Here is a 24,463-nt window from a genome sequence, read left to right on the forward strand (position 1 = left end):
GCCTCTCGCCTACAAGTAATGTCCACAATCAAAAACCTTTCTGCACAAAGAGCAGTGAATGAGAGTAAATGAGAAAAGCGCCAAGGGCTTCGAATACACCCTAGCCACTTCTTAGCACCTATTTTTACAATTACTTCTCTAAAGCGCAGCGTCTCTTAATCTCTGTGGTGAATAAATCACTTAAATAAAAAAGATGTTGCATTGCTTAATATAAATTAGGAGCATTCTTGCTTACAGCTTACAGCTTACAGCTTACAGCTTACAGCTTACAGCTTACAGCTTACAGCTTACAGCTTACAGCTTACAGCTTACAGCTTTTATATAACTGCACCAAGTTGGAAAATAGGTAAGTACATGGCAATAATTAAACCGCCAACCAGTACGCCGAGTACCGCCATAATAAGCGGCTCTAATAAGCTCGATAGGCCATCTACTGCATCATCAACTTCTTGCTCATAAATAGTGGCGACTTTTGCCAGCATACCATCTAAAGAGCCTGACTCTTCACCTATGGCTACCATTTGTATCACCATATCGGGGAATATTTTTGAATTACGCATAGCCCAGTTCATTTGATTACCTGAGCTTACCTCGGCTTTAATATCTAAAATAGCATAACGGTAAACCGCGTTACCTGAAGCGCCAGCAGCTGAGTCCAGTGCATCAACCAGTGGTACACCGGCCGCAAAAGTGGTCGAAAGCGTACGGGCATAACGTGCCACTGCAGCTTTGTTTAAAATCATACCAATTACCGGCATTTTTAAAATAGCGCGATCGGTGGCATCGCGTAGTTTTTTACTTTTTAGTAGTGCTTCTTTATAAGCGTAACCAAAACCAAAGAGCGCAATCAATATAATCCACCAGTATTCTTGCATAAACTCAGAGATGGCAATGACCATTAAAGTAAATGCAGGGAGTTCTGCACCAAAACCAGCAAAAATATCTTGAAATTGTGGCACTACAAAAATAAGCAGGATTGAGGTTACGATTAAAGCCACTACTAATACAGCAATAGGGTAGAACATGGCTTTTTTAATTTTTGATTTCAGTGCTTCTGACTTTTCTTTATAAAGGGCAACGCGGTCGAATATTTTATCCAGCGCGCCAGATTGTTCACCAGAGGCAACTAAATCACAATATAAGTCATCAAAATAACGAGGGTGTTTACGCAGTGCATCAGATAAAGCACCACCTGCTTTTACTTCATCGCCGACGGTTTCCATTAGCTTTGTAACGCTTTTGTTTGTTGACCCGGTGCCTATCATTTCGATTGATTGAATAAGGGGAACACCTGCCATTAACATAGTGGCAATTTGCCGCGTAACTAAAGCAATATCTTTTGGCGTAATAGCCTGCATACGCACGCCGAACAAAGGCTTGGCTTTTCGTTTAACTTTTGAGGGTGTGATACCTTGTTTACGTAATTGGGCCTTGACTAAAGCTATACTTGCGCCTGTCATTTCGCCTTCAAGGCGCTTCCCGCGAGCACTCACGCCTACCCATTCAAAAGTATCAAATCCTTTTTTGTCCGGTTGCTTTGCCATTATTAATCCTCGAAGTAAGTAAGTTTACAATTTTCAAAAGATAATTGTCCGTTAGACCAAAAGCTAGGGCCGTATGGTTTAGGGTCTAAACAGCTGTAGCTCAGTATAACTAATGCCGCGTAAAGTAAAGATATTGTGAATGTAATAATTAGTGCTATTTTTTTATGTGTGTTATTTTTTCTTTCAAATAGATTATAACCTAAATACCCAAGTAAAATCCCAACTAAAACAAATAAAAAAGTCTGCGGAATTGGCATGACTATCACGCCGCTGACTAGTGAGTAAATTAGTAAGCTTACGAATGAAGTAAAACAGGTTAAAAACTCATTGTTACCTTTGTTTTTCTTAATGAAGGCTAGTGAGTGAGTGATTAATTTATATATAAACCAAACAGTAATAGATAAAACAATTACCCCCCAGTTATTCAATATTTGAAGGATGCTATTATGGGGGTGGCCAAAATCGAAAGTCTCAGATTTATACCCACCAGGGCCATTACCGATAAGTAGTGTTTTAAAGCTTATATTGTTGATAACTTCTAGCCATAACTCGTATCTTTTTGAACTACCAGTTCTTATTATATATTCGGATGAGTGGTAAAAACTAAGATAAAAATAATGAAGTAAAAATAATAAAATAGCAGCTAATACATAAAAGAGTATCTCTTTTACCATGCTTCTATTTATGAAATAGCAATAAATTAAAGTTGTTATCAAAATTGCTATTGAAGCCCCTCGCGCGCTACTGAAAAGTAGCAAAAAGAAATTAAAAGTCAGAGTGACTTTGGCAACTCTATGTAACTTAGAGTGTGAAAGAAAATAGATGACAAAGGGTATGCTTAGGACTTGAAATTGATTAAAAAATCGAATGTTATAGAAACCATATAAAACGCCATCAGGAAATGGCGCCTCACTTGATAGAATAAAAAAAGAATAATTAAGTAATGAATAAGATACTAAAAATACGTTAGAGAAAAATATCGTATAAAATAAAATAGAGTTATTATCTTTTATTTTATAACCTAAAAAAACAAGGCTTATTAGCATTGTAGCGTGAAGATAGCTCAAGCTTGAATATAATAAGTTTTCGCTTAAAAGTGTGCTTATTAAACCAATGAATAGAACTGAAACTAAAATCAGCTTCGATTTTTTTTCTAATTTGAATGAATGAAAATAAAGTAAGGCACATAAAATAAGGAGTATAGATTGAAAGGCTCTTTTTTCATTAAATAGACCCAAAAAATACTCATCAATAAATGGAATTAAACAAAAAATTAAAAATACAGAGGGAATTATTGTATGGGATATTTTTTTTATCATATTGATAGATTGAGGAGCTCCTTTTAAGAGCTCCTCTCTTTGACTAAAAACTAATTAGCTTTTACGGCAGTTTTGTGGCACATATTTGTTTAACGTCGCTGCACTTATTTCACAAGTCCAGCTAATGTTTGTTTTATTTGTTGTGTTTGGAGTTAAAGTTAGTGTAGCTCCAGTTAAATCTGAATTGATAGCTTTAATTGTTGTAGTTATCTTTCCTGCAGTTCCAACTGCCACACTAGTAACATATGGAGAGGAGATATTTTCATCTAACCCTACCGCTTTATTGGAAGTACAGCTTGCAGAGCTCCCAGTTGATATAATACATTCACTAACAGCTGTTTTAGCCGATGCTGTGAAAGTTATAACTTCACTCATTTTAGCTCGAGCCGTATAATCTTGATACGCAGGCAACGCTACTGCTGCCAAAATACCGATGATTGCTACTACAATCATTAATTCAATTAGGGTAAAACCCTTTTGACTTTGTTGTGTCATTTTTTCCATGTTCCTCTCCTAAAGGATAGTGTTTTTTGTAAGCTAAATAAATTATGTTAGTAAAGTGTGTAATCACGTTAGCTATTGTAACTGCTTTATCTTACGGTTTTTTTAAAATCGTTAAATTACTAATACCTAACCCAGTGCCTAGCTAAATACTGCTGGTTAGGTTTTAGCAACTATTAAAATTACTCTGTTAGATCTACTTTAGCACTAAAACAGCTGATTGAAAGCGGCTTTAACTGCATTTCATCGAATTTTAAAAACTTTCTTCACCCACTACTTGGTATTAATGTTGTTTATTTAACTCACAGCTTTCATCAAAGTAGCCGTGCGGTGTAAAACAATACCTGAAAGTAGTTCTTTAGAATTGGTTGAAAGTTAATTCATTCATTCTAGAAGCTTACATTAGCACTATTTCGTATTATATAAAGCACTAAAATTAACATTTTGTTACAGTGTAAGCCTTTCGGCGTATTTAATGCTTTTTTAATCAGTTTGTCAACGCATTAGGGAAACATAATATTTGTTATTTAGTTTGATTATTACTCAAAGCGCATTGATAAATCGATTGACTGTAAATTTTTTGTAAGTGCCCCGCTGGATATAAAATCAACCCCAGCCTGTGAGTAGGTGCGCAGTGTTTCTAGGGTCATATTACCCGATACTTCTAATTTAGCGCGCTTATCGGTCAGTACCACTGCTTGTTGAATTTGCTCAACGCTAAAGTTATCCAGCATTATAATATCAGCACCGGCTGTAATGGCTTGATCTAGCTCAATAAGTGATTCGACTTCTACTTCTACTGGTTTAGTTGGATGATTAAGTTTTGCTTGCGCTACGGCTTTATCGATGCCACCGCAGGCGGCAATGTGGTTTTCTTTAATTAAAAACGCATCAAATAAGCCAATGCGATGATTTGCGCCACCGCCACATTTGACCGCGTACTTTTGTAATGCACGTAGGCCCGGAATAGTTTTACGGGTATCGAGTAGTTGGGTGTTGGTGCCACTGAGCTCTTTTACATAATGCGCTGTGGTGGTGGCTGTACCTGACAAGGTTTGTACAAAATTAAGTGCGGTACGTTCGGCTGTTAAAATAGCGCGGGCAGAACCTATTGCTGTAAATAAGGTATCGTTAGCTTTAACTGTATCACCATCATTTACCAATACATTAACTGCTACACTCGGATCAACTTGTTTGAATACTTCTAAGATAATGTCTTTTCCGCAAAACACGCAATCTTCACGGGTGATCACTTTGGCATTAGCGTGCTGCGCCGCTGGAATTAATTGCGCGGTGATGTCGCCTTGTTCGGCTGTTTGGTAATTTAAATCTTCATCAAGGGCAAGTTTAACCAATTGGCTTAAAAGGCTGTGTGGGATAGACATTATAAAAGCTCATTATAATTAAGAAATTGCGCAAATTTTACATGGTTTGAAAGTGAAAGAGAAGTTATAAGCCTTAAGCGTGATTTAATACTACAACCTGAACATGTAGTCACAGTTTAATGAAAAGCATTTGATATAGCTTCGCTCTATTTTATTTTTTGCGGCTTACTGATTAGGCTCCATAAAAGTAGACATCTATTTAGGAGCCAGGTGCCATGAAAGTAAAAGAGTTTCCTAAAAATACAGAAGAATTTAAAAGAAAAGTGGTGCAAGAGTCGTTAGTTAGCCATGATACAGTCAAAATGGTTGCAAAAAATACGGTATTCATCCCGAGATGCTATTTAGCTGGAGAAGTAAAATGACCTCAAGTAAAACACCAAAACCACTTAAAAATAAAGGGCCCAAAGCATTAATATAAAGATCTGAAACGTCAAGTACGCAATCTTGAGAAGCAACTATAGGATGCGAAGTTGGAGAACGACGTGTTAAAAAAAGGCGAAGGTCGACTTCGACAATCGAAAAGAATAAGGTTTGAGTACATTTATCAAGCAGCTAATACTAAAAAAGATGGTATGTAAATTATGTATATGGCTGTCGGTGTCTAAAGCCTGCTATTACAAATGGCTGAAATAGTCATTAAACCAACGAGCTAGCAAAAATGACTTATTACTTCACTTTTTGAAAAAAGTAATAAAGAGCACGGCATGTAACGATTAGCATGTCGAGAAAGTGAAACTGCAGGGATCAGTTTGCTCAGTATAAAAAAGAATGGATGAATAATTTAAATGAACTGAGTCGTAGTGAAATGACGATACAAAGTCGTTTTTATATTGAAAATTACTACAACTCAGTGAGAGTGCATGGCACGCTAGGCAATGTGAGTCCCATGCAATACGAATTAATGAATTAAAACCCCGTGTCTACTTTATCGGGGGGAGAGCATACCGCCTATAGCTTTGCAAATGCATCTTGCAGTGGTGGTACTACTTGCTTTTTACGGCTCAGTACGCCGTCTAGCCATACTTTTCCGTCTTTGGGCGTTACACCATAAGCACTTTCAACTAGTGTTGCATCGTCAGATACGATCAGCATTTGTGAGCCTTCTTTCATGATGTCGGTAAGTAATAAGAATACCGAGTGGCGTCCACCTTCTTCTTTAAGCTTAGCAATATCAGCTTCAAGGTCTGCTTTAATATCATCAAATACCGCTAGATCGATAACTTCTAATTGACCAATACCAACTAGTTTACCGTTCATGTTGAAGTCTTTAAAATCACGCATTACTAAATCACGCGCTGGAGTATTCTCAACCGCTGACTTAACACGGAACATATCCATGCCTAATTCTTTAAAGTCCTCGATGCCGGCAATTTCAGCAAGCGCTTCAACACATTTAATATCAGCTGTGGTGCAGGTTGGTGATTTGAAAATAACCGTATCACTTAAAATTGCACACATCATGATGCCTGCAATGTCTTTTGGAATTTCAACATTGTAGAAGTCATACATCATTTTAATGATCGTGTTTGAGCAGCCAACAGGGCGGATCCAGCATTCAAGAGGTGTAGAGCTGGTTAAATCGCCTAGTTTATGGTGATCAACAACGCCAACAACGCGAGCTTGATCGATATCATCAGGTGCTTGCGTTTTTTCGGTATGGTCAACGATGTAAACATCTTCACCGGCATAACTTAATTTTAGCTCTGGTGCTTCAAAGCCGAATTTATCAAGAATAAACTGCGTTTCAGGTGATATTTCACCAAGACGAGTTGGAATTGCTGGTTCTTCGATTTGGTTTTTCAAATATGCGAGTGCGATTGCACCACAAATAGAATCTGAATCTGGGATTTTATGACCCACTACATACATTGACATGACGGAACTCCTTAAATTTTGCCGTATTTTAGCAAAGTAATTTAACTTTGACACATTCGCGTTGGTGATTTTTTGTAATATTCAGTCTTAACAGTAGTTAAAAAATTCAACTGCCATTTTTATATGTTTTTGGTTACACTTTAACTAATTGAATCTTTTAGGAAGAACTCAAATGCAGTTAGGTCGCAGGGGCTGGAATAATGTGGTTATTTTTTCCATGCTGTTGATGATTTTCTTTTTTAATGGATTACATACAAAACTCAACAGTGGTTCAGAACAATCTAGTGTGCAAAGTGTATTGCCAGCGCAAAACTTTATTTTAGCTCTAGAGTTTCCCGATCAAAAAATAGAGCGCATAGGCACTTCTTGGCGCGCCACTGCATTAATCAATAATGCACCTGCTAGTTTTTGGCAAGCAACAACAGCAAACCTTGTGGCATTAGTAAATGAATGGCAGAGCATGCAATTGTCGGTCGCTGATAATCAGCAAGCATTCCACAATACCTCAGCTTTGACTGTAGCAACCGTATGGTTGGCAGGCGAGCAACTTCCTTGGTTGTATCAATTATATAGCGCACCACAAGGCTATTATTTATTAGATAAAAGCAACCAGCGCGTGTTATCACTTGATAAAGCAACTGCGCAGCGTTTATTCCCTAGTTTTAATTTTTCACAAAGTGAGCCTAAATAGTATGCCTGAATTACCAGAGGTTGAAGTTAGCCGAATGGGGATCACCCCACATATTTTGCAGCAAACAGTTACAAAGGTGAATATTCATAATCCGAATATGCGTTGGCCTGTGCCGGATGATGTGTACAAAATCGCTAACTTAGCTGTTTTAGCTGTTGAGCGTAGGGCAAAGTATTTGCTACTTGAGTGTGAACTGGGCAGCATTATTTTGCATTTAGGTATGTCGGGTAATTTACGAGTTGTTGAACAAAATGAGCCATTAAAAAAGCATGATCATATCGAGTTTATATTTGCCAACGGTAAAGCATTGAGACTAAATGACCCACGCCGATTTGGTTGTTGTTTATGGCAAGCGCCCGGAGAATGTCATAGCTTACTGAGCAAACTGGGCCCTGAGCCACTCACTGATGAATTTACTGCTAAGCGCGTATATGAGCAGTCACGAAATAAGAAAGTGCCAATCAAACAATTTATTATGGATAACGCTGTGGTGGTTGGTGTGGGTAATATTTACGCTAACGAGTCTCTTTTTAAGGCCGGTATTCATCCAAAACGTGAAGCAGGAAAAGTATCACAAGCGCGCTATCAGCAATTAATCCCTATTATTAAAGATACTTTGGCTGCGGCTATCACTCAAGGTGGCACGACATTAAAAGACTTTGCCCAAAGTGATGGTAAACCAGGTTACTTTGCACAACAGTTATTAGTTTATGGCCGCAAAGGTGAGCCATGTATGGTATGTAAGAAAGCATTAACAGAAATTCGTTTAGGGCAACGTAGTACAGTGTACTGTAGTCAATGCCAAAAATAAGTTAAGGCATGTTGCACTTGAGAGCTGCTATTTGCAGCACTGGGAACAACACGCCTGAGGTATGTATCTGAGTTACAGCTCAAACGGTGCAACGCCGACGGCTGTCATTTTATAGCCCACTTGTGCAATGTCGCCACTCCAGGTTTCAGTGCTGATGACGCCGGTAACGACTATGGCATCGTACAAACTTTCAATTGGCACGCCGCCTTTAATTGTCACATGAACAATTTGATTCGGTGGTGGTGGTGGCACGTGGATGCAAGCACCAAAGTAAGGCACTAATAAAAACTCAGTAATCATTTCGCTGTCACCTTCAAGAGGTACTACAAACCCAGGTAAGCTGACTGATTGGCCATTGAGTTCCTTAACAATTGGTGCATCTAGATCAGGTTGCACCCAATTTTGCTCTGTACCTTCATGGCTAGCTTGATCTTGAGTATCTATTTGTACATGTCCCTTAGGAATTAAATCTTCCCAAAAAATTTCTTTTGGTTCATTGGCATAACTACTAAAATTATAACCAAAGCTAAAAATAACTAAGCAAAGCAAAGTGAGCTTTTGAAAGTACTGCATGATATTCCTCTTAAATTTTAATGCTCATGCCATCAGACAATGAGTAAAAATAGGCGCGGGTGGCTGGTATCAAACCAACGATAAAGCCGGCCGCCATAATAGCGCCGATCAATACCAGTTCATAGCTCGATAGCATCGCAATGGTGATTGTGATACCGGCATTACTTTGCAAGTAACCTGTGGCAAGAGACATTAATAAATAAAATAACCCACAACCTACTAGGCAACCTAAAAAGGTTATCAGTAGTGATTCTATGCTGATCAATGTGAATAAATGCCAAGGACGCGCACCGACAGAGCGTAAAATGGCCAATTCGCGGCGGCGTTGGTTAAGGCTGGCCAATAGGGTCGTTAGCATGCCTAGCAGACTCACGAGTACCACTACGATAGAAAACAGCAACAAGATTTTTTCAACAATTGTCAGCATTTCCCATAGCTCACGCAAAGTTACACCAGGCATGATGGCAAGCAACGCTTCAGGTTTGTACTGATTAATATTACGCCTTACTTGTAACGTATAAAGCGGAGAATCAAAACCCACTAAAAACGCGGTGATTTGCTTAGGTTCGCCTGTTAGATCATCATGCTGTTCATGTTCATGTTCATGTTCATGCTCATGTTCATGGCTGGTGTGGTTACCGCTGTGGATCAGTTCAATAGCCGCTAATGGAATATGTAGGGTTTTATCAACTGGCGTGCCTGTCGCATCTAAAATGCCAACCACAGTGAAAGGATTATCATCATGATGATGAAAGCTGGTATTACCCATACCGTGTGAAATAACGATACTATCACCCAGCGAATAGCCTAGCTTGGCTGCTACCTGCGCGCCCAGTACGACCTCATTTAAATGGGCGAAGGCGCGGCCTTGGCTAAACCTAAGCTGCTGCTTTTTAGCAAATTTATAATGTTGAAAATAATCAGCGGAGGTGCCCAGTACCGCTTGGCCTTTATGGCTATCTCCTAGTGATAGCGGAATGGTCCAGTTGACGCCGCGTTGCTGTTTTATATATTGGTAGCTTTGCCAGCTAACGCCATTATTAGCATGACCGATGCGAAAAACCGAAGACAATAACAGCTGTATATCTCCGGTACGAGCGCCAACAATTAGATCAGTACCAGAAATGGTATTACTAAAACTACTTTTGGCATCAACCCGTACTCGCTCAATACTCAGCAATAACATGACACTAACAGCAATAGTAAACAGAGTTAAGAATGCACTAGCGCGGCGATTATATAAGCTACTAATAGCAAGTTTTAAGAGGATCATTTACCTTGCTCCTGTAGCGACAGTAAATCAATGTTGCGATTAAAAAGCGGTTGTAAGCTGGTATCATGGCTGACAAAAAGTAAGGTGCTATTCGCTTCATTTGCTTGTGTAAAAAGTAAGTTGATAAAGGACTGGCGATTGTTTGCATCAAGAGCAGACGTTGGCTCATCGGCAATTATCAATTCGGGGCTGCCAATAAAGGCGCGCGCCGCCGCGACTCGCTGTTGCTGGCCAATACTCAAGCTAGCGACATTTTGTTGGTGTAATTGCTCGTCTAAGCCCAGTGCATTTAATAGCCTTGAGGCCTCTTGATTAAGGGTTGGACTATTGATTAATGCTTTTTTTTGCCGTGGCTTTGAAAATTGGCAACCTAATGTGACATTATCAATCGGTGATAAGTAAGGTAGTAAATTAAAATTTTGAAAGATATACCCAATATGCTCAGCGCGAAACTTATCGCATTTACTTTTACTTAATTGACCCAGTTCACAGCCTAAAATACTCAGTTGGCCTGATGTAGGGCGGTTAATGCCTGCAAGTAACGATAATAAAGTGGATTTACCACAGCCGCTAGGGCCATGCAAAAACACATGTTCACCCTGTATAATCTCAAGGGAATTAATAGCGATGGTTGGATTGATTTGTTGTTTTTGCCATTTAAAAACTAGATCAGTAAGGGTTATCATTGCGACCTATTTCTACCAACGCCAATAATTTAACTTGTTACGCATCTTTAAATTACGAATTAAATTTAGAGGCTTGGCTTTAAGTTTTGGATTGGTCAATATTAATTCATTGGTCGCAGCAAGTACACGTTGACTCGATAAGCCGTCCTGGTAGGGATGAAGTTGTTGGCAAAAAGCGTTAATCTCAGCCATCAATGGTTGTGGGTGTGTTAGTGCGTAATCTATAGCTGCTTCAACTTTATCCGGATCAGTGATATCAATTAGGTGCTTGCCCGGGGCTTGATTGCAAAAAGTTACCACAGGTTTTCGTTGCAAAATAAACATTAGTAAAATTGATGATGTATCGCACAACATGACATCTGCAGCCTGCAGCAGTGGTAACACATTATCGGTTTCAATAAAGGTCAGGTTATTATTTTCAAGCGCTTGGTATTTAGCGACTAACCCGCTAGGCATTTTTGGATGAAACTGCATTAAAATACGCCACTTACCTTGCTCGCTAAAAGATTTAATCTGTTCATAAAGTTTCGGGGCTAAGGAGAGGCGTTTCGAAAATGTAGAACAAATTAAGAGTGTTTTACGTGGATCATTAGCATCAATATATGGGCTTTCAAACACTTGATTAAAAAAAGCATCAAGTGTTGGCCAGCCGGTTTCGATCACTTTGAAAAAGCTATGTTCTTTCTCTAATTGTTGGAATGGGCCCGTTGTATTGGGCCCTTGAGTGCAGTATAAATCGAAACAGCCACGTATTTTGAAGTGATCATTTTGGCCTCTACTGTTTAGCTTTCCCGCATCAAAACCATGAAAAATAGCAATTTTTAACCCCGGAATAAAGGTAGGAATAATATTCGCAGGTGCGAAAACAGCGTCAGGCTGCCACTGTTTTATTTCTGATATAGACGTGAGGGTTTGCTCGTCCGGTGCTAAAAAATCGGGATTGACATCATTGCCTTCTAAAAACCAACGTACTTGGCCATCATGAGCTAGTATTTCACGTTGCAATGGCCGCAAAATAGCATAGGAATAATTTTGTGAAATATACATTAAATATTTTTTTTGCTTTGTTGCTGCTAAATAATCCAATTGCACCTCCTAGAATAACTTGAATATTATAGCGTTTTTTTTCATGTAACAGCAAAATTGTATTACCTTTATTATCAGTTTCTTTTTTTATATTGGGTCTGTTGACCTTTCAGGATTAAAGATTGTTCAATCTAGGGGCGATTTCATCGCGGCGCGAAATGTGGCCAAAGTAAAAGTCGAGCAAAGCTTCTGCGCTCCGCCCACGCCGCTTACTTACCTCTATGTAAGCAATAAAGAGTTAATCGCCACCAGGCATAGTCCGTTTAGCATTTATGGTGAATAATCACACTATATAGGCTCTGCCTTGCCTAGAAACCAAACGCACTACTGCAAAATCAACCTCAAAAGATAAACAGACCCTAACTTATGCAAAGCAGTTACCTCGATTTTTGGAGTTTGCCGTGGCGCTTTAATTGTGATTTCCTTCGGTCTCGATTATTATTAGCAGCTTATAACCCCATACCCATACGATCGCCCTTACAGGGCGTGCCATATACTCGGAGATAGCATGACTAGCTATAAAGTTTTAGACGTAAACGATGACTTACCAATACGCACAAAGGGCCCAGTTCACAGTGGCAAAGTACGTTCAGTTTATTGGTTAACAGACGAAGACAGTACACGTTTGATCAGCGAAAAAGCTTACCAAGTACCAAAGGGTACTGAGCTGGCCATCATGATTATTTCGGATCGAATCTCTGCATTTGATTGTATATGGCAAGGCGAAAATGGTTTAAATGGCGTGCCAGGTAAAGGGGTCGCATTAAACACAGTTGCTGCTCATTGGTTTAAGTTATTTGATCAGGCAGGCCTTGCAGGGAATCACATTGTTGATATTCCGCATCCGTATGTGTGGATTGTACGTAAAGCCAGTACAGTAAAAGTAGAAGCAATTGCTCGTCAGTACATTACGGGCAGCATGTGGCGTGATTACAGTAAAGGTGTACGTAATTTCTGTGGATTAGAATTACCTGAAGGCTTAACGGCTAATCAAAAGTTAGACGATGTGTTAATTACGCCATCAACAAAAGGTATTATTACTGGCGTTGCAGATATTCCTGCGGTGGATGATGTCAATATTACCCGTGAAAACATAACTAATAACTTGAGTGTGTTTAATTTTAAGTCCGAAGATGATGTTGCTCAATACGAGAAATTACTTGTTGAGGGTTTTGCTTTAATTAGTGCTGAGCTAGGTAAACTAGATCAAATCTTTGTCGATACAAAATTTGAGTTTGGCTATGTAGAAGATATTGATGGTACAGATAAACTAATCTATATCGATGAAGTTGGGACGCCTGATTCATCAAGAATTTGGGATGGTGCTGCGTATCGTGATGGTAAAATTGTTGAGAACTCTAAAGAAGGGTTCCGCCAATTGTTAATTAATAATGTGCCTGATAGTGATGTGTTATTGAATAAAGATCGCATGCTTGAACGTGAGCAACTAGCAAAAGATTACATTTTACCTGAGTCGGTTATGTTAGCTGTTTCTGATACTTATGTAGGTATCGCTAGCAAAATTGTGGGTCGTGATATTTTAATTCCAACAGATCCGCGTAGTGAAGTAATTGCCATTTTAGACGGGCAATATGGTTTAATTTCTAATGCTTAATTACTAGTAATCAACTTGCACCATTTTAAAAGCTTAGAGTTTTGCTATTATTTATAGTTACTGGGCTTTTATTCTTGCATTTAGAGTCAGTCTCTAATTAACTTAACCTAAGATTAATTAGAGATACTCATATGTTAGTGTTCGCACAGCAGGGGATGACCAAATGAGATTGCAAGTAATGGTAACAAAAAGCGTTATAACTCTTTTCGCAATGGCGCTTGCAAGTAAAGGTTATGCACAAGATGTTACGCTCAATATCGTTGATCAATATGGGCAGCCTCTCACCAATGCAGTTGTAGAAATTGCTAGCAAAAGCAATAAAAAATTATCGCAGCAGTTACCTGTACTGATAATGGATCAAGTAGATAAGCAGTTTTCACCAACACTTTTGATTGCTCATCAAGGGCAGCAAGTGAACTTTCCTAATAGCGATAATATTCGCCACCATGTGTATTCTTTCTCTGAAGCTAAATCATTTCAGTTAAAGTTATATTCAGGGCAACCAGAAAATCCGATTACATTTGAAAATCAAGGGGTTGTGGTACTTGGCTGTAATATCCATGATTCTATGCTAGGGTATATTTATGTTGCGAAAAGCGCTGATGTTTATCAAAGTGATGAGCATGGGAATGTGCAACTAAGTGGCCTAAATTTGCCAGTACAGCTAACTATTTGGCATGCTTTACAAAAGAACGCACTCGAAGCAAAACAGCCTTTAACGTTAGCTGTAAATTCACCTCATAGTTTACAAGTGACACTGCAAACAACTGAGCCTAAGCCACGTAATACTTTTGGTAGTAAGTTTAAGGGTGGGAATGACTAATAGTTTAAAAAATCGCATAACTGTTTTATGTGTAGGCTTAGTGTTATTAACTACTGTTGTGAGCTTATTTAGTTTTTGGTGGTCGACGAGTCAATTTAATGAAAAAAAGGTCACCCAAGATATTAATGTGGCTGAAAATGTCTATAAGCAGTACCTAGCGTCAAAAGAAAGTTTATTGCTCACAGCTGCAAAAGTACTGACTGCTGATTTTGGCTTTAAACAAGCGGTTGCTACCAAAGATGCAAATACCATTAGTAGCGCATTGTATAATCATAGTCAGCGAATCAATGCTGATTTAATGCTGCTTCTAGATCTGTCAGGAAAGTTAATTTCTACTAATAAACAGCAAGATTTTAATAATAACTTACAAGAATTAATGAATGAGTTGCTCAATAATACCGAGCAATCTAGTTTTGTAGTGCTACACGAACAATTGTATCAAGTCATTTTACTACCAGTTAAAGCCCCGCGTACTATCGCCTACAGTTTAGTCGGTTTTAAAATTGATGATGAGGTTGCGGTTGAACTAAAAAACTTAACAGGTATGGATGTAAGCTTTATAGCTAAAAGCGATAATTTGGTTAAAAGCTCTTTGTTAGAGCGTCCAAGCCCATTTATTCCAAACGAGTATTTTCATAATTCCACCACAAAACGTATTTTTGGTGAACAATTGGTATATCGCAATCGCGATGTACATTTGCCTTCACTTGACGATCATCCCGTTAATGTATTGCTTAGTGCTGATCTAACGCAGAGTTACAGTGAATTTGAGAGATTGTTTTACACGTTAGTCATTCTTGCGTCTTTAACGATTTTTATCGGTGTTATTACCAGTAGTTTATTGGCCAAAAACTTAACCATGCCGTTATCACAGTTGGCGAGTTTAGCGCGGCAGTTTGCGCGAGGAAACTACAGTGTTGATGCGATGAGTAAAAACCAAAGCAATGAAATAGCTACATTAATTGATGCTTTTAAGAACATGGGTAATGATATCCAAGAGCGTGAACAACAAATTAGCTTTGCCGCAAAGCATGATTCTTTAACTGGTTTTTATAATCGTTCTGCAATGCTGGAAGTGTTGAGCGAAAATCTTGAACAAAATCAAGAATACACCTTAGTGGCAATCGATATTCGTGGTCTTAGGCATATTAACGATAAGCTAGGAGCTCGTATTGGCGATGACTGCTTAAAAGCTGTGGCTTTACGTATTGCTGAGTTTTCAGATGAGTTTGGTGGTTTACATGCACGTATTGGTGGTGATGAATTTTTAACCGCTTTTCCTAGTAGTGTAGGGCGTAATCTTAAAAGTGGCATAGTCGGATTAATGGCTCAGTTACAAGCGGGTTATACTATTCAAAAGCTTAAAATCAACTTACGTTTTAGTGCTGGTGTGGTGGAGTATCCTTCGCAAGGGTTACAAGCGGATGATTTAATGCGTCGGGTATTAATTGCTGTGGATAGTGCCGCAAGTGCTCATGAAAATATTCATTATTACCTGCCTGGAGAGGATGAAGCGCATCTTGATAGGCTCATTATGATCGATGAGCTCAAGCAAGCGATTAATGATGACGATGGTCAACTGTTTATGACCTATCAGCCTAAACTACATATCGCTACACAACAAATCAATAAAGTGGAATCGCTCATTCGTTGGCAACGCAAGGATGGTAGTTGGGTATCGCCGGAGCTATTTATTGACCTAGCTGAACAATCGGGATTAATTGTTGACCTTACCGGTTGGGTGGTAAAAACAGTAATAGCACAGGTCGGACTTTGGCAACAGCAAGGCATTTATATGCAAGCTGCAATTAATGTTTCAGCCCAAGATATCGCTTATCCCGGCTTTCACTCCAATTTAATTCGTACATTAAAACAGTTTTCAGTTGCACCTGCGCTTATCACGATTGAATTAACAGAGCGCGATATGATTGAAAATGAAGAAAAGGGCATTCAAGCGTTGGAAAACTTGAAAGCAATCGGTGTCAAAATTTCTCTTGATGATTATGGGGTTGGGCAAACATCGCTAGGGCGCCTTAAAATGTTACCTATTGACGAGCTGAAGTTAGATAAGTGTTTCATTCTTAAACTAGATGAATCTGAAAAAGATCAGTTTATTGTTGAATCTACGATTACCTTAGGTCATCAGCTTGGCTTCTCTGTGGTAGCCGAAGGGGTTGAAACATTAGAGTCGCTAGAGCTGCTACAAAAAATGCAGTGTGATCATGTGCAAGGGTATTATCTAAGTCGTCCACTCAAAGCAGACGTGTTTGAGCAATGGTTGGAGCAGTATAATGAAAAAGCTTAAATTATTATGTTTAACTGTTATCGCATTATCTGCATTTAATACTTTTGCCTCAAAAGGCAAGCTGCTAGCAACGCCAGGAGTATCGCAAGTAGAAGGTAGTGGTGGTGGTGGTATCGTGCCTTGGGCGCAGCTTGCGGGTTATGCCAGCGAAGATGAGTTTTCTATTAATGGCTTTTGTAGTCGGGCCGATGTTACCGATTACAGCTTAGATGTATGCGGTGCCCAAGTTAACTTATTTAATCGCGTTGAGCTTAGCTATGCACAGCAAAACTTTGCTGTGCCGGCGCTAAATACCGAGATAGAACAAGAAATCAGCGGTGTTAAGATTAGGCTCTATGGTGATATTGTTTATAGTGACTGGCCTCAAGTTACCTTGGGAGTACAACATAAATCACTTGATGATGGCGCAGTCGCTATGTTAGTAGGGGCTAAGGATACCTCCGGTACGGATATTTACCTTGCTGCAAGCAAGCTACATTTAGGGGCCATTGCAGGTTATAACTGGTTTTGGAATGTTACCACGCGTTATAGTGAAGCAAATCAGCTTGGCTTACTCGGATACGGTGGGGCGAATAGCAATGAAAAACTCTTATTTGAAGGTAGTACTGCCATTTTTCTTAGTCGAGAAGTTGCTGTTGGAATAGAGTATCGTCAAAAATCAAATAATCTCGGATTGGGTGAGCAAGATTGGCAAGATGTGTTTGTTGCTTGGATACCAAATAAATACGTAAGTGTCACTGCAGCATACCTTGATTTAGGTAGTATTGCTGGGGCAAAAGACCAAACCGGTTGGTACTTATCGGTAACAGGATATTGGTAATGGGAAAAATACTAACAACGATAGTGTTAATAGCCAGCTTAGCAGGTTGTTCATCGGCTTCAAATCTAACGTTGTATCAGCAACTTGGTGGTCAAGCAGGGCTACAAAGACTGGTTGATAGTTTCATTAATCAAATCGGTAATGACGAACAAATTATTCATTACTTTGAGCATGCAAATATTAGCCATTTCCGTGAAGGCTTTATTAATCATTTGTGTGTACTAACTGATGGGCCCTGTGAATATACGCGTGATAGTATGGTTGATATTCATACTGGCATGCACATCACGGAGGGTGACTTTAATCATGTGGTTGATTTGTTAATTAATGCCATGAATGAACAAAATATTAGTCATACAGTGCAAAATAAAATACTCGCGAAAATGGCACCACTGAGAACCGAGATTATTAAGATTTAGTGATCCAGTAACTTTAAAGCACCTTCACTGACGTGATGTGGTTTTATTTCGTTAATAATATCTTTTTCAAGTAGCTGATCGCCATTTGCAATTAACGTAATGGCATTAGTTACTTTGGGTGCCACAACACTCCATGGCGAAGTACCTAAGCCCACAACAGCAACAAAAGGAATATTGAATGCAGCTGCAATATGCATGGGACCAGAATCGATTGTCAGTAATAAATCAAGCTCACCGATAGCGTCTATCATAGTAATAATCGAGGTTTTCCCAGCAAGGACGACAGAGTCAATTTTTTGCTGGTTTAGCCGCTCTTGTAATTGTTGGGTATCTTCAAGCTCACCGTTATCACCAAAAATATAAAATGTGCAGTCAATATTTTTAGCTATATCAACCATTGCAACAAATGAAAGCTCATTAGGGTAATGACGAAAGCCTTTATTTTTTCCGCCAAAATAAACCCCGATAGATTTTTTGTTCTGTTTAGGGATTAACAGGCTCGGCTCTTTTACGATTGCTGTTTTTGGTATAGAGCTAAACGGATTACCATGGGGCTCATTCACAAGTCGGCAGTAGCGAAATATATAGTGGTGATTCTCGTCTAATTTCAGCTTGTGTGTTAACAGTGGTGAGCGACCATTTTTTGCATAACCTACTCGGTATTTGATACTTGCTAAAAAGCAAAGTATTGCTTCAGACAGCGAGTTGCGCATTATAACAGCAAGCCCTACATTGGCACTTTTGAGGATTTTAGCTTGTGCCCACATAGAGATTGGCTGTTCACTATTAAAGTGCTCATCCACTATGATTGAGTAGTTGGCATCGCGCTTAAATATCTCAACTAAGTGAGGCTTAACAAATAAGATAATACTTTTAGTTGGATAAAGGTCTTTAAGTAGTTGTAAAGCCGGTGTGCAATTGACTGCATCACCAATAAATTTTGGTAGTACTACTAAAATATTGCCTGTTATTTGGCTGCTTACTATTTGTTGATTATTTTTTTTCATCTAAGTTTAGCCTTTAGAGCTGTCAATATTAAGATATTTTAAAATCATCTTTGCATCACATTGTTTGCAATATAATGCCCAGTATAAATGTATATAATTGTAGAAAAAATATTTTTTAGTTTATTCTTGATAATTCAAGTAATTTACAGTGTGTATAGAAGCTGGCAAAATTATTTTGCAAAATGTACCGTAACTATTTTAATAATAGGCTCTGGTAGAGAAGGCTTAGCAATATGTAACAGAAGTAAAGGATAACAATGAAAAACATCGTAACTTGCCAGTGGTTGAACGAGCACTTAAACGACCCCAAGCTGATTATTTTTGATGCCGGTATGGTGCGTCCAGGTAAGCTGGGAGAGTATAAACCAGAAGCTAAGTTACCTAATGCGCAGCGTTTTGACTTTAAAAAGCAATTAGCCGATCAAGACAATCCGCTACCGCATACCATGTGCAGTGCGGAGCAATTTACTCAGCAGATGCAGTTAATGGGGGTTGATAAAGATTCCTTAGTTATCATCTACGAAGACCAAGGCTTATTTAGTGCTGCAAGAGGTTGGTGGATGTTTAAAGCCATGGGCTTTGATAATGTCAAAGTACTCGGTGGTGGCCTTGCTAAGTGGCAGTCGTTGGGTTATTTAACTCAAATTGAATATAGCCGCCATTATCATAAAGGTAACTTTGTTGCCAAACCGCGAGTTGGTTACTTTATTGATGCGGCTGCAGTCTTTCAGGGCATAGATGATGAACATACCGTACTACTTGATGCACGAGGTTATCAGCGTTATTTAGGTGAAATGGCAGAGCCGAGAGCTGGGATGCGCAGCGGCCATATTCCTAATAGTCGCGCTTTACCTTTTGTTGAATTATTAGATGATGGCGAAGCAAAACCATTCGCTGACATTAAAGCTGCTTTCGAGGCTGTACTTGGCGATCAAGCAGATCTGCAAACTACCTTGCAATTTAGTTGTGGCTCCGGCGTTACTGCATGCATCTTGGCGTTATTTGCCGATGAGTGCGGATATGAAAATCTGCATGTTTATGACGGCTCATGGAGTGAGTGGGGCGGCCGAGACGAACTACCTATCGAAACGGGTCCCTGTCCTTCGCGTTAAACGCAAATCCGTAGTGCTGCCAGTAATCAATGGCTTTATTATTGAGAGGCTGGCGTACTTGTACTTTGCTTGCTGTTGCCGACGGGCTATGTTGCTTATGAAAATCCAGACACTTAACTTGCCAAGGTAAATCACAAAAATCATAGAGCAGCTGCGTGCTTGTGATTGGCTCTGATACTAATGTTTCGTATTGCATAATCATCACATTATCCGGGTGTTTTGCTGCAAAATGATTTATCAAAGAGCTGTAATCTTGATAAAAACTATCGATGTCTTGCAGGTTATAGCTATAGTGATGAAACGCACTGGCTGGGCTGTACAGTTGGCGGTAATTAGCTATACAGCTAGCTTTTCGGCCTCGTTGCATGCAAATGATTTTAGCCTTCGGGAAAGCCGCTAAAATTAAATCGATATAGTAAAAATTAAATGGCTGTTTGTCGCAGCTGCGTAGCTGTGCTGCTACTAGTTGACTAATACGCTGTTTATACTGACTCAACTTCGCCATTAACGCAGCATTTTTATATGCGTCATTGAGCACCACGCTATTTAATGCCTGAGCATTATTACCTTGGCAAACCTGGGCAATATCATTGAGTTCACCAACACCTTGCACCAAATCTGATTGATTCATTATTTTTTCTAGCAAAGTAGTCCCTGAGCGCGGCATACCAACAATAAATATCGGAGTAAAATCGTTGTCGCTTAAGGGCGGCGTATAACTGTGACTTAAGGTTATCAGTTGCTGGCTAAATGCTTTGTGAGCTTGCGCATCATATTTTACATGCTGACAGATCGCTTGCTTACTTGTAGTAAAGTGGGCAAAGGCTTGCTTATAATCAGCGCAGTGCTCGTAATTGAGTGCAATCGCATGGTGCAGAAATTGTTGCTGCACCGGCGTTTTAGCGTATTCGGTTAAAGTTAACAGCTGTTGTAAATGCTGCTTGGCCTGCTTGTTATTGTTAAGTTCAGCGAGCGAGTAGTGAGCTTGAAAATGTTGCGGATGTAACTCTGTAAGTGTACGCAGTAGCTGTATAGCATCATTCAATTGCCCCATGATTTTATAGGCCACAGCTAAGTTATAACTTATTTGCGGATTGTTAGGGGCTTGTTGATAGGCCCGTAATTGCCACTCGAGCGCCAGTGGATAATGGCCCAAACGAGTCAGTACATTAGCAATTAAATCGCATTCAATAACTTCATAATATGGATGTTTTATTGCTTCAGTTATATATTGCTGCGCATCTAACAGCTGCCCGCGCAGTACGGCAAATTTGGCTGAGTGAGCAAAATATAAAGGTAGGGGCTCAATACTAATCGCCTTGCTTAAGAGTTTATTTGCTTTGCTTATATCATTTGCTGCAACATTTACTTGCGCTAGCAAAAAATAGCTAAAGTGATCATCTGGTGTGTTTTTAATATTACTGATCAGTAGTAAGTGCGCGTCATTAAGCTTGCTATGATTAATAGCGTGCTCAATTTGTTGTTGTAGGTTTTTTTGTATCGATGTCAGCATGGCAATAAGCATAAAAGCCTTGGCGTAAAACACCAAGGCTTTTTTAATTTATAGATAACCGTTATTACAGTTCAAAGTTATACGTAAACTTCATGCCGATAGTACGCGGCGCTGTAGTGTAGTGACCATACACACGCTGTAGTTCAGGCAGCTCTTTATTTAGCTCTTCATATTTTGCCATACCTGCCCATGATTTATCACGGCGTACCGAAGTAAAGGCATACTTATCGAATAAATTATCAACATAAATAGTGGCAGACCACATATCACCCGTTAGCTTGGCTGATAGATTACTCAATGCATAGCCTGCAGGTGTTTCACCATCGGCTTTTAAGCCAACTTTAGTGATCACGTCACTTTGCGCTGTCATACCGTAGTTAATGCTCAGTAGTTTATCGTCTAGTACATCTTGTTCATAACGCAGGCCGAATGAAAGCTGATGCTCAGGCGCGCCTGGAAGGCGGTCGCCGTCAGTACCATCGTAGTATGCTTGATACTGTGTATATTTTTTATCTAATGTACCTAATAAACCTGGTGCATCCTCGGTTAGCTCAGCTTTTGCATAGGCGTAAGTTGCGTAGGCCGTCCAGTTATCAGCAATTATAGCGCGCGAAGAAATTTCCACGCCTTTTGAATTGGCAGCACCTGCATTAGAGGTGATCAGCTCTTGACCATTCACAGTTGCAGTACCAACTTGCGCATCTTTCCAATCAACATTAAACAATGCCGCGTTAAAGTGTAGACGATTTTTAAACCAGCTCGATTTAAAACCCAGTTCATAGTTTACTGTTGTATCTGGTTTATAATCTTCTTCATCTGGGTATGCACAAACAATTTGTTGATCTGGCAATACATCTGGGCAAGGTGCAATACCGTTACCACCGCCGATTCTAAAGCCTTCACTTACGGTAAAATAAGCAAGCACTCCTGAATCAAAGGTGTAGCTGGCATTAAATTTAAATAGATTACCGTTGTCGCTAGCGCTTACGTTCTCCATCGCTAAATCGTCAAGAGAGTCAAAGTTAAGCGAAAATAACGGTGTTGCAGAACCCGCCGTGGTTGATACATCATATTCGTAAAAACGCGCACCAAGGGTTACATTGAATTGATCGGTAAACGCATAACCTACTTCACCAAATAGCGCTTTTTCAGTGGTTTCAGAGTCACTGACTAAAATATACTCGAGATCTTGTTGTAGATTAGGAATATCATCGCCCCCAAACTCAGTTAAACCGGGTGTGTATTCGCGATCATCTGAGTGAGTTTCAAGCTTGTTGTAGTAACCACCGACAATCCAGTTAAAAGCGCTATCAGAGTTAGACACTAAACGAATTTCTTGAGTGAAACTATCACGTTTTGATGTATCCAAGGTTTGCGCAACAAACGCTGGAAATTCTGCATAACCAGTCCATATGTCGTAAAGCAAGTCTGTTTGGTCGCGTTGCCCAGATTGCTCATAGCTTGACCAACCAGATGCTGATACAAGTTCAGCAAAGCCTAGATCCGCTTTAATTTCCAAGCTTAATAAGTCGTTTTCTTCTTCACCAGGCTCAAGTATGCGGGCGGCATTTTCGTATTGACCCACCATACCTTGTAAGGCACTGCTGTCACTTAATGAATTATATTGCGATGTAGAATTACCGCCATTTTCTTGTTTTTGATAAAAATAGTTTAGCGTTGCTTCTACTGCTTCGTTGGCTTGCCAACGCAAGGACACACGACCTGTGGTAATTTGCTCATCATTTACATCACTGACACTGCGCAAGTTAGCACTAACATCCTGTGGGTTGGTAAAATCAGGATTTGGGTTTGATACGCCTGGGTTTTGTACTACGAAGTTATAATCGATATAACCTGGGTTGGTGTAGTAATTGACGCTAGCGCGGATTGCCAATACATCGTCAATTAACGGCGTATTAAATACTAAACCAAACTCACCGCCAGTGCCGTCACTTTCGTTTAAGCTAAACACATCGCCAGTGACTTGCCCTTCGGTAATATCGAGCTGAGGTTGTTTTAATAAGTAACGAATTGCACCACCTAATGTTCCCGCTCCGTATAATGTACCTTGTGGACCAATAAGCACTTCAACACGGTCTACGTCTGTTAAGCGTAAATCAATATTTAGTGGAATTTCACCCACGTAAGTCGCTACTGTACCACCATCAGAAATACGATCAGAAGTATTGGTATTTAAGCCACGGACAATAATTGGTGAACCTTCACGGCCACCTTGATCAGCAATAGTTAAACCTGGCACCCAGCGTGCCACATCTTCAAGATCACCAATGTTTTGATCTTTGATCACATCACCATCAAGGGCGGTAATATTAAGTGGTGCTTCTTGCACTGAGCCCGCACGACGAGTCGCGGTAATTTGAATTGTTTCAATTGCTTTTTCTGTTGCAACTTGTTGCTCCGCTGCAACAGCATGACCGGCAGTAAAAAATTGGGCGGCTATTGCGCAAGCGACAATATTAGGCTTGAACTGTTTCATTGATTATCCTGTTTTTTGTTTATCTGGTTGTCATTTTCTAATAAGAAAGCATGTTATAAAAAGATAAACAAGATGGCTGAAAGGGTACGGAAATTAATATGCAATTATATAGATAAAATATTCATCAAAAAACGTTTTTTAGTGCTTTAAAGAGTTTTTATTGCATATTAATATTTGTATGAATTTTTTTCTCTTTATGGTTTTTTTGCTATTTTGCATCACTTGTTAATTTTGTGTTTTTGAATGGGCAGTTTTTACAATTGTTTTTACAACATGTACCACGTTTTAAAAAGAACCAGCGTGAGAACACCATATAGTTGTTCTGCATTGTATAATCGAGATTTTCTATTAGGGGATTATGGCTAGAGAAAGAGGCTGCAAAACTAAGCTGGTTTTTAAGTGGTTGCTGATAGAGGGCATTTAAAAATAGATTGATTTTAGTCAACGTACAATCTCTGCATAAACAGCTGGTGGTTGTGCTATCAAGCGGTAAAATAGCAGGCAGCTCATTGCACCAACAGGCATTGATATCATCAACATTGCAGTTAAGAGTCGCTTGGCATTGCGAGCAGGCTAAAATAGTCATTAGATATATTTTAATCTTTAAT

At 39.4% G+C, this 24,463-nt stretch carries 21 protein-coding genes and 1 pseudogene; 9 read left to right on the forward strand and 13 right to left on the reverse strand.

All coding sequences use genetic code 11. The features are described 5' to 3' along the window. Positions 1 to 317: 317 nt before the first annotated feature. The 4 genes from PVK79_RS04020 to nadC all read right to left on the reverse strand — a co-directional run bounded on the left by PVK79_RS04020 (position 318) and on the right by nadC (position 4,749). Complete coding sequence (locus tag PVK79_RS04020; RefSeq protein WP_257325350.1) at positions 318 to 1,544, reverse strand: type II secretion system F family protein; 1,227 nt, start codon at positions 1,542 to 1,544, stop codon at positions 318 to 320. A gap of 2 nt (positions 1,545 to 1,546) precedes the next feature. After that, the gene (locus tag PVK79_RS04025) at positions 1,547 to 2,863 is read right to left on the reverse strand and encodes an O-antigen ligase family protein (protein ID WP_257325351.1); all 1,317 of its coding nucleotides are present in this window, start codon (positions 2,861 to 2,863) and stop codon (positions 1,547 to 1,549) included. 54 nt (positions 2,864 to 2,917) lie between these two features. Then, positions 2,918 to 3,367, reverse strand: a complete 450-nt coding sequence (locus PVK79_RS04030) for a pilin (RefSeq protein ID WP_257325352.1) — start codon at positions 3,365 to 3,367, stop codon at positions 2,918 to 2,920. Positions 3,368 to 3,903: 536 nt separating this feature from the next. Continuing rightward, positions 3,904 to 4,749 carry a carboxylating nicotinate-nucleotide diphosphorylase gene (gene nadC / locus PVK79_RS04035; RefSeq protein WP_145235208.1) on the reverse strand — a complete coding sequence of 282 codons (846 nt, stop codon included), beginning with the start codon at positions 4,747 to 4,749 and terminating at the stop codon, positions 3,904 to 3,906. Positions 4,750 to 4,964: 215 nt separating this feature from the next. Between nadC and PVK79_RS04040 the strand changes: the two are divergent. Further along, positions 4,965 to 5,659 (forward strand): annotated as a pseudogene (locus tag PVK79_RS04040) (transposase). Positions 5,660 to 5,697: 38 nt separating this feature from the next. On the opposite strand, the gene PVK79_RS04045 reads toward PVK79_RS04040, so the two are convergent. Further along, on the reverse strand, positions 5,698 to 6,624 hold the full coding sequence (locus PVK79_RS04045) for a manganese-dependent inorganic pyrophosphatase (RefSeq protein ID WP_145234704.1): 927 nt from the start codon (positions 6,622 to 6,624) through the stop codon (positions 5,698 to 5,700). Positions 6,625 to 6,796: 172 nt separating this feature from the next. Here PVK79_RS04045 and PVK79_RS04050 point away from each other — a divergent pair, with 172 nt between their 5' ends. Further along, positions 6,797 to 7,315, forward strand: a complete 519-nt coding sequence (locus PVK79_RS04050; protein WP_145234706.1) for a hypothetical protein — start codon at positions 6,797 to 6,799, stop codon at positions 7,313 to 7,315. 1 nt (position 7,316) lies between these two features. Then, the gene (mutM, locus tag PVK79_RS04055) at positions 7,317 to 8,126 is read left to right on the forward strand and encodes a bifunctional DNA-formamidopyrimidine glycosylase/DNA-(apurinic or apyrimidinic site) lyase (protein ID WP_145234708.1); all 810 of its coding nucleotides are present in this window, start codon (positions 7,317 to 7,319) and stop codon (positions 8,124 to 8,126) included. 72 nt (positions 8,127 to 8,198) lie between these two features. Here mutM and PVK79_RS04060 read toward each other — a convergent pair whose 3' ends face one another. The 4 genes from PVK79_RS04060 to PVK79_RS04075 are packed head-to-tail and all read right to left on the reverse strand — an operon-like array spanning position 8,199 to position 11,744. Continuing rightward, positions 8,199 to 8,699, reverse strand: coding sequence for a DUF3299 domain-containing protein (locus PVK79_RS04060; protein WP_149983159.1), 501 nt, complete (start codon positions 8,697 to 8,699; stop codon positions 8,199 to 8,201). A gap of 10 nt (positions 8,700 to 8,709) precedes the next feature. After that, positions 8,710 to 9,972, reverse strand: a complete 1,263-nt coding sequence (locus PVK79_RS04065; protein WP_182819856.1) for an ABC transporter permease — start codon at positions 9,970 to 9,972, stop codon at positions 8,710 to 8,712. Continuing rightward, a complete protein-coding gene (locus PVK79_RS04070) occupies positions 9,969 to 10,658 on the reverse strand; it encodes an ABC transporter ATP-binding protein (RefSeq protein WP_145234714.1) in 690 nt (229 codons plus the stop codon). Before PVK79_RS04070 ends, PVK79_RS04065 begins: the two co-directional genes overlap by 4 nt. 12 nt (positions 10,659 to 10,670) lie before the next feature. Next, positions 10,671 to 11,744 (reverse strand): CDP-glycerol glycerophosphotransferase family protein, encoded by a 1,074-nt coding sequence (locus PVK79_RS04075; RefSeq protein ID WP_257325353.1) that lies wholly within the window; start codon positions 11,742 to 11,744, stop codon positions 10,671 to 10,673. A gap of 508 nt (positions 11,745 to 12,252) precedes the next feature. Between PVK79_RS04075 and PVK79_RS04080 the strand changes: the two genes are divergently transcribed. The 5 genes from PVK79_RS04080 (at position 12,253) to PVK79_RS04100 (ending at position 17,726) form a co-directional block, all read left to right on the forward strand. Then, positions 12,253 to 13,359, forward strand: a complete 1,107-nt coding sequence (locus PVK79_RS04080) for a phosphoribosylaminoimidazolesuccinocarboxamide synthase (RefSeq protein WP_145234716.1) — start codon at positions 12,253 to 12,255, stop codon at positions 13,357 to 13,359. A gap of 163 nt (positions 13,360 to 13,522) precedes the next feature. Beyond that, a complete protein-coding gene (locus PVK79_RS04085; RefSeq protein ID WP_425607875.1) occupies positions 13,523 to 14,182 on the forward strand; it encodes a methylamine utilization protein in 660 nt (219 codons plus the stop codon). After that, positions 14,175 to 16,487, forward strand: coding sequence for an EAL domain-containing protein (locus PVK79_RS04090; protein ID WP_257325354.1), 2,313 nt, complete (start codon positions 14,175 to 14,177; stop codon positions 16,485 to 16,487). The genes PVK79_RS04085 and PVK79_RS04090 overlap by 8 nt, the downstream gene beginning before the upstream one ends. Beyond that, on the forward strand, positions 16,474 to 17,307 hold the full coding sequence (locus PVK79_RS04095) for a DUF3034 family protein (protein WP_145234722.1): 834 nt from the start codon (positions 16,474 to 16,476) through the stop codon (positions 17,305 to 17,307). Before PVK79_RS04090 ends, PVK79_RS04095 begins: the two co-directional genes overlap by 14 nt. Continuing rightward, a complete protein-coding gene (locus tag PVK79_RS04100) occupies positions 17,307 to 17,726 on the forward strand; it encodes a group I truncated hemoglobin (protein ID WP_145234724.1) in 420 nt (139 codons plus the stop codon). Before PVK79_RS04095 ends, PVK79_RS04100 begins: the two co-directional genes overlap by 1 nt. On the opposite strand, the gene PVK79_RS04105 is transcribed toward PVK79_RS04100, so the two are convergent. Then, entirely contained in the window at positions 17,723 to 18,733 is a 1,011-nt protein-coding gene (locus PVK79_RS04105) for a glycosyltransferase family 9 protein (RefSeq protein ID WP_257325355.1), read from the reverse strand. The two genes, PVK79_RS04100 and PVK79_RS04105, sit on opposite strands and share 4 nt — an antisense overlap. A gap of 257 nt (positions 18,734 to 18,990) precedes the next feature. Between PVK79_RS04105 and PVK79_RS04110 the strand changes: the two genes are divergently transcribed. Next, on the forward strand, positions 18,991 to 19,845 hold the full coding sequence (locus tag PVK79_RS04110) for a sulfurtransferase (RefSeq protein ID WP_182731307.1): 855 nt from the start codon (positions 18,991 to 18,993) through the stop codon (positions 19,843 to 19,845). Here PVK79_RS04110 and PVK79_RS04115 read toward each other — a convergent pair. From PVK79_RS04115 to PVK79_RS04125, 3 genes are all read right to left on the reverse strand, one after another. Further along, on the reverse strand, positions 19,814 to 21,358 hold the full coding sequence (locus tag PVK79_RS04115; RefSeq protein WP_257325356.1) for a tetratricopeptide repeat-containing sulfotransferase family protein: 1,545 nt from the start codon (positions 21,356 to 21,358) through the stop codon (positions 19,814 to 19,816). The two genes, PVK79_RS04110 and PVK79_RS04115, sit on opposite strands and share 32 nt — an antisense overlap. Before the next feature lie 64 nt (positions 21,359 to 21,422). Next, positions 21,423 to 23,855: a TonB-dependent receptor gene (locus PVK79_RS04120; protein ID WP_257325357.1), complete on the reverse strand. Its 2,433-nt coding sequence runs from the start codon at positions 23,853 to 23,855 to the stop codon at positions 21,423 to 21,425. Between the two features lie 208 nt (positions 23,856 to 24,063). Then, on the reverse strand, positions 24,064 to 24,441 hold the full coding sequence (locus PVK79_RS04125) for a DUF5522 domain-containing protein (RefSeq protein ID WP_145234736.1): 378 nt from the start codon (positions 24,439 to 24,441) through the stop codon (positions 24,064 to 24,066). Positions 24,442 to 24,463: the final 22 nt, after the last annotated feature.

This window comes from Pseudoalteromonas rhizosphaerae (assembly GCF_028885455.1).
GTDB classification, from domain to species: Bacteria; Pseudomonadota; Gammaproteobacteria; order Enterobacterales; family Alteromonadaceae; genus Pseudoalteromonas; species Pseudoalteromonas rhizosphaerae.

Coding starts and splice junctions, on each gene's coding strand:
- PVK79_RS04125 (WP_145234736.1), bottom strand. CDS start 24,441: ATGACTATTTTAGCCTGCTCGCAATGCCAAGCGACTCTTAACTGCAAT.
- PVK79_RS04095 (WP_145234722.1), top strand. CDS start 16,474: ATGAAAAAGCTTAAATTATTATGTTTAACTGTTATCGCATTATCTGCA.
- PVK79_RS04080 (WP_145234716.1), top strand. CDS start 12,253: ATGACTAGCTATAAAGTTTTAGACGTAAACGATGACTTACCAATACGC.
- PVK79_RS04070 (WP_145234714.1), bottom strand. CDS start 10,658: ATGATAACCCTTACTGATCTAGTTTTTAAATGGCAAAAACAACAAATC.
- mutM (WP_145234708.1), top strand. CDS start 7,317: ATGCCTGAATTACCAGAGGTTGAAGTTAGCCGAATGGGGATCACCCCA.
- PVK79_RS04020 (WP_257325350.1), bottom strand. CDS start 1,544: ATGGCAAAGCAACCGGACAAAAAAGGATTTGATACTTTTGAATGGGTA.
- nadC (WP_145235208.1), bottom strand. CDS start 4,749: ATGTCTATCCCACACAGCCTTTTAAGCCAATTGGTTAAACTTGCCCTT.
- PVK79_RS04100 (WP_145234724.1), top strand. CDS start 17,307: ATGGGAAAAATACTAACAACGATAGTGTTAATAGCCAGCTTAGCAGGT.
- PVK79_RS04090 (WP_257325354.1), top strand. CDS start 14,175: ATGACTAATAGTTTAAAAAATCGCATAACTGTTTTATGTGTAGGCTTA.
- PVK79_RS04065 (WP_182819856.1), bottom strand. CDS start 9,972: ATGATCCTCTTAAAACTTGCTATTAGTAGCTTATATAATCGCCGCGCT.
- PVK79_RS04105 (WP_257325355.1), bottom strand. CDS start 18,733: ATGAAAAAAAATAATCAACAAATAGTAAGCAGCCAAATAACAGGCAAT.
- PVK79_RS04115 (WP_257325356.1), bottom strand. CDS start 21,358: ATGCTGACATCGATACAAAAAAACCTACAACAACAAATTGAGCACGCT.
- PVK79_RS04045 (WP_145234704.1), bottom strand. CDS start 6,624: ATGTCAATGTATGTAGTGGGTCATAAAATCCCAGATTCAGATTCTATT.
- PVK79_RS04120 (WP_257325357.1), bottom strand. CDS start 23,855: ATGAAACAGTTCAAGCCTAATATTGTCGCTTGCGCAATAGCCGCCCAA.
- PVK79_RS04110 (WP_182731307.1), top strand. CDS start 18,991: ATGAAAAACATCGTAACTTGCCAGTGGTTGAACGAGCACTTAAACGAC.
- PVK79_RS04085 (WP_425607875.1), top strand. CDS start 13,523: ATGAGATTGCAAGTAATGGTAACAAAAAGCGTTATAACTCTTTTCGCA.
- PVK79_RS04025 (WP_257325351.1), bottom strand. CDS start 2,863: ATGATAAAAAAAATATCCCATACAATAATTCCCTCTGTATTTTTAATT.
- PVK79_RS04060 (WP_149983159.1), bottom strand. CDS start 8,699: ATGCAGTACTTTCAAAAGCTCACTTTGCTTTGCTTAGTTATTTTTAGC.
- PVK79_RS04030 (WP_257325352.1), bottom strand. CDS start 3,367: ATGGAAAAAATGACACAACAAAGTCAAAAGGGTTTTACCCTAATTGAA.
- PVK79_RS04050 (WP_145234706.1), top strand. CDS start 6,797: ATGCAGTTAGGTCGCAGGGGCTGGAATAATGTGGTTATTTTTTCCATG.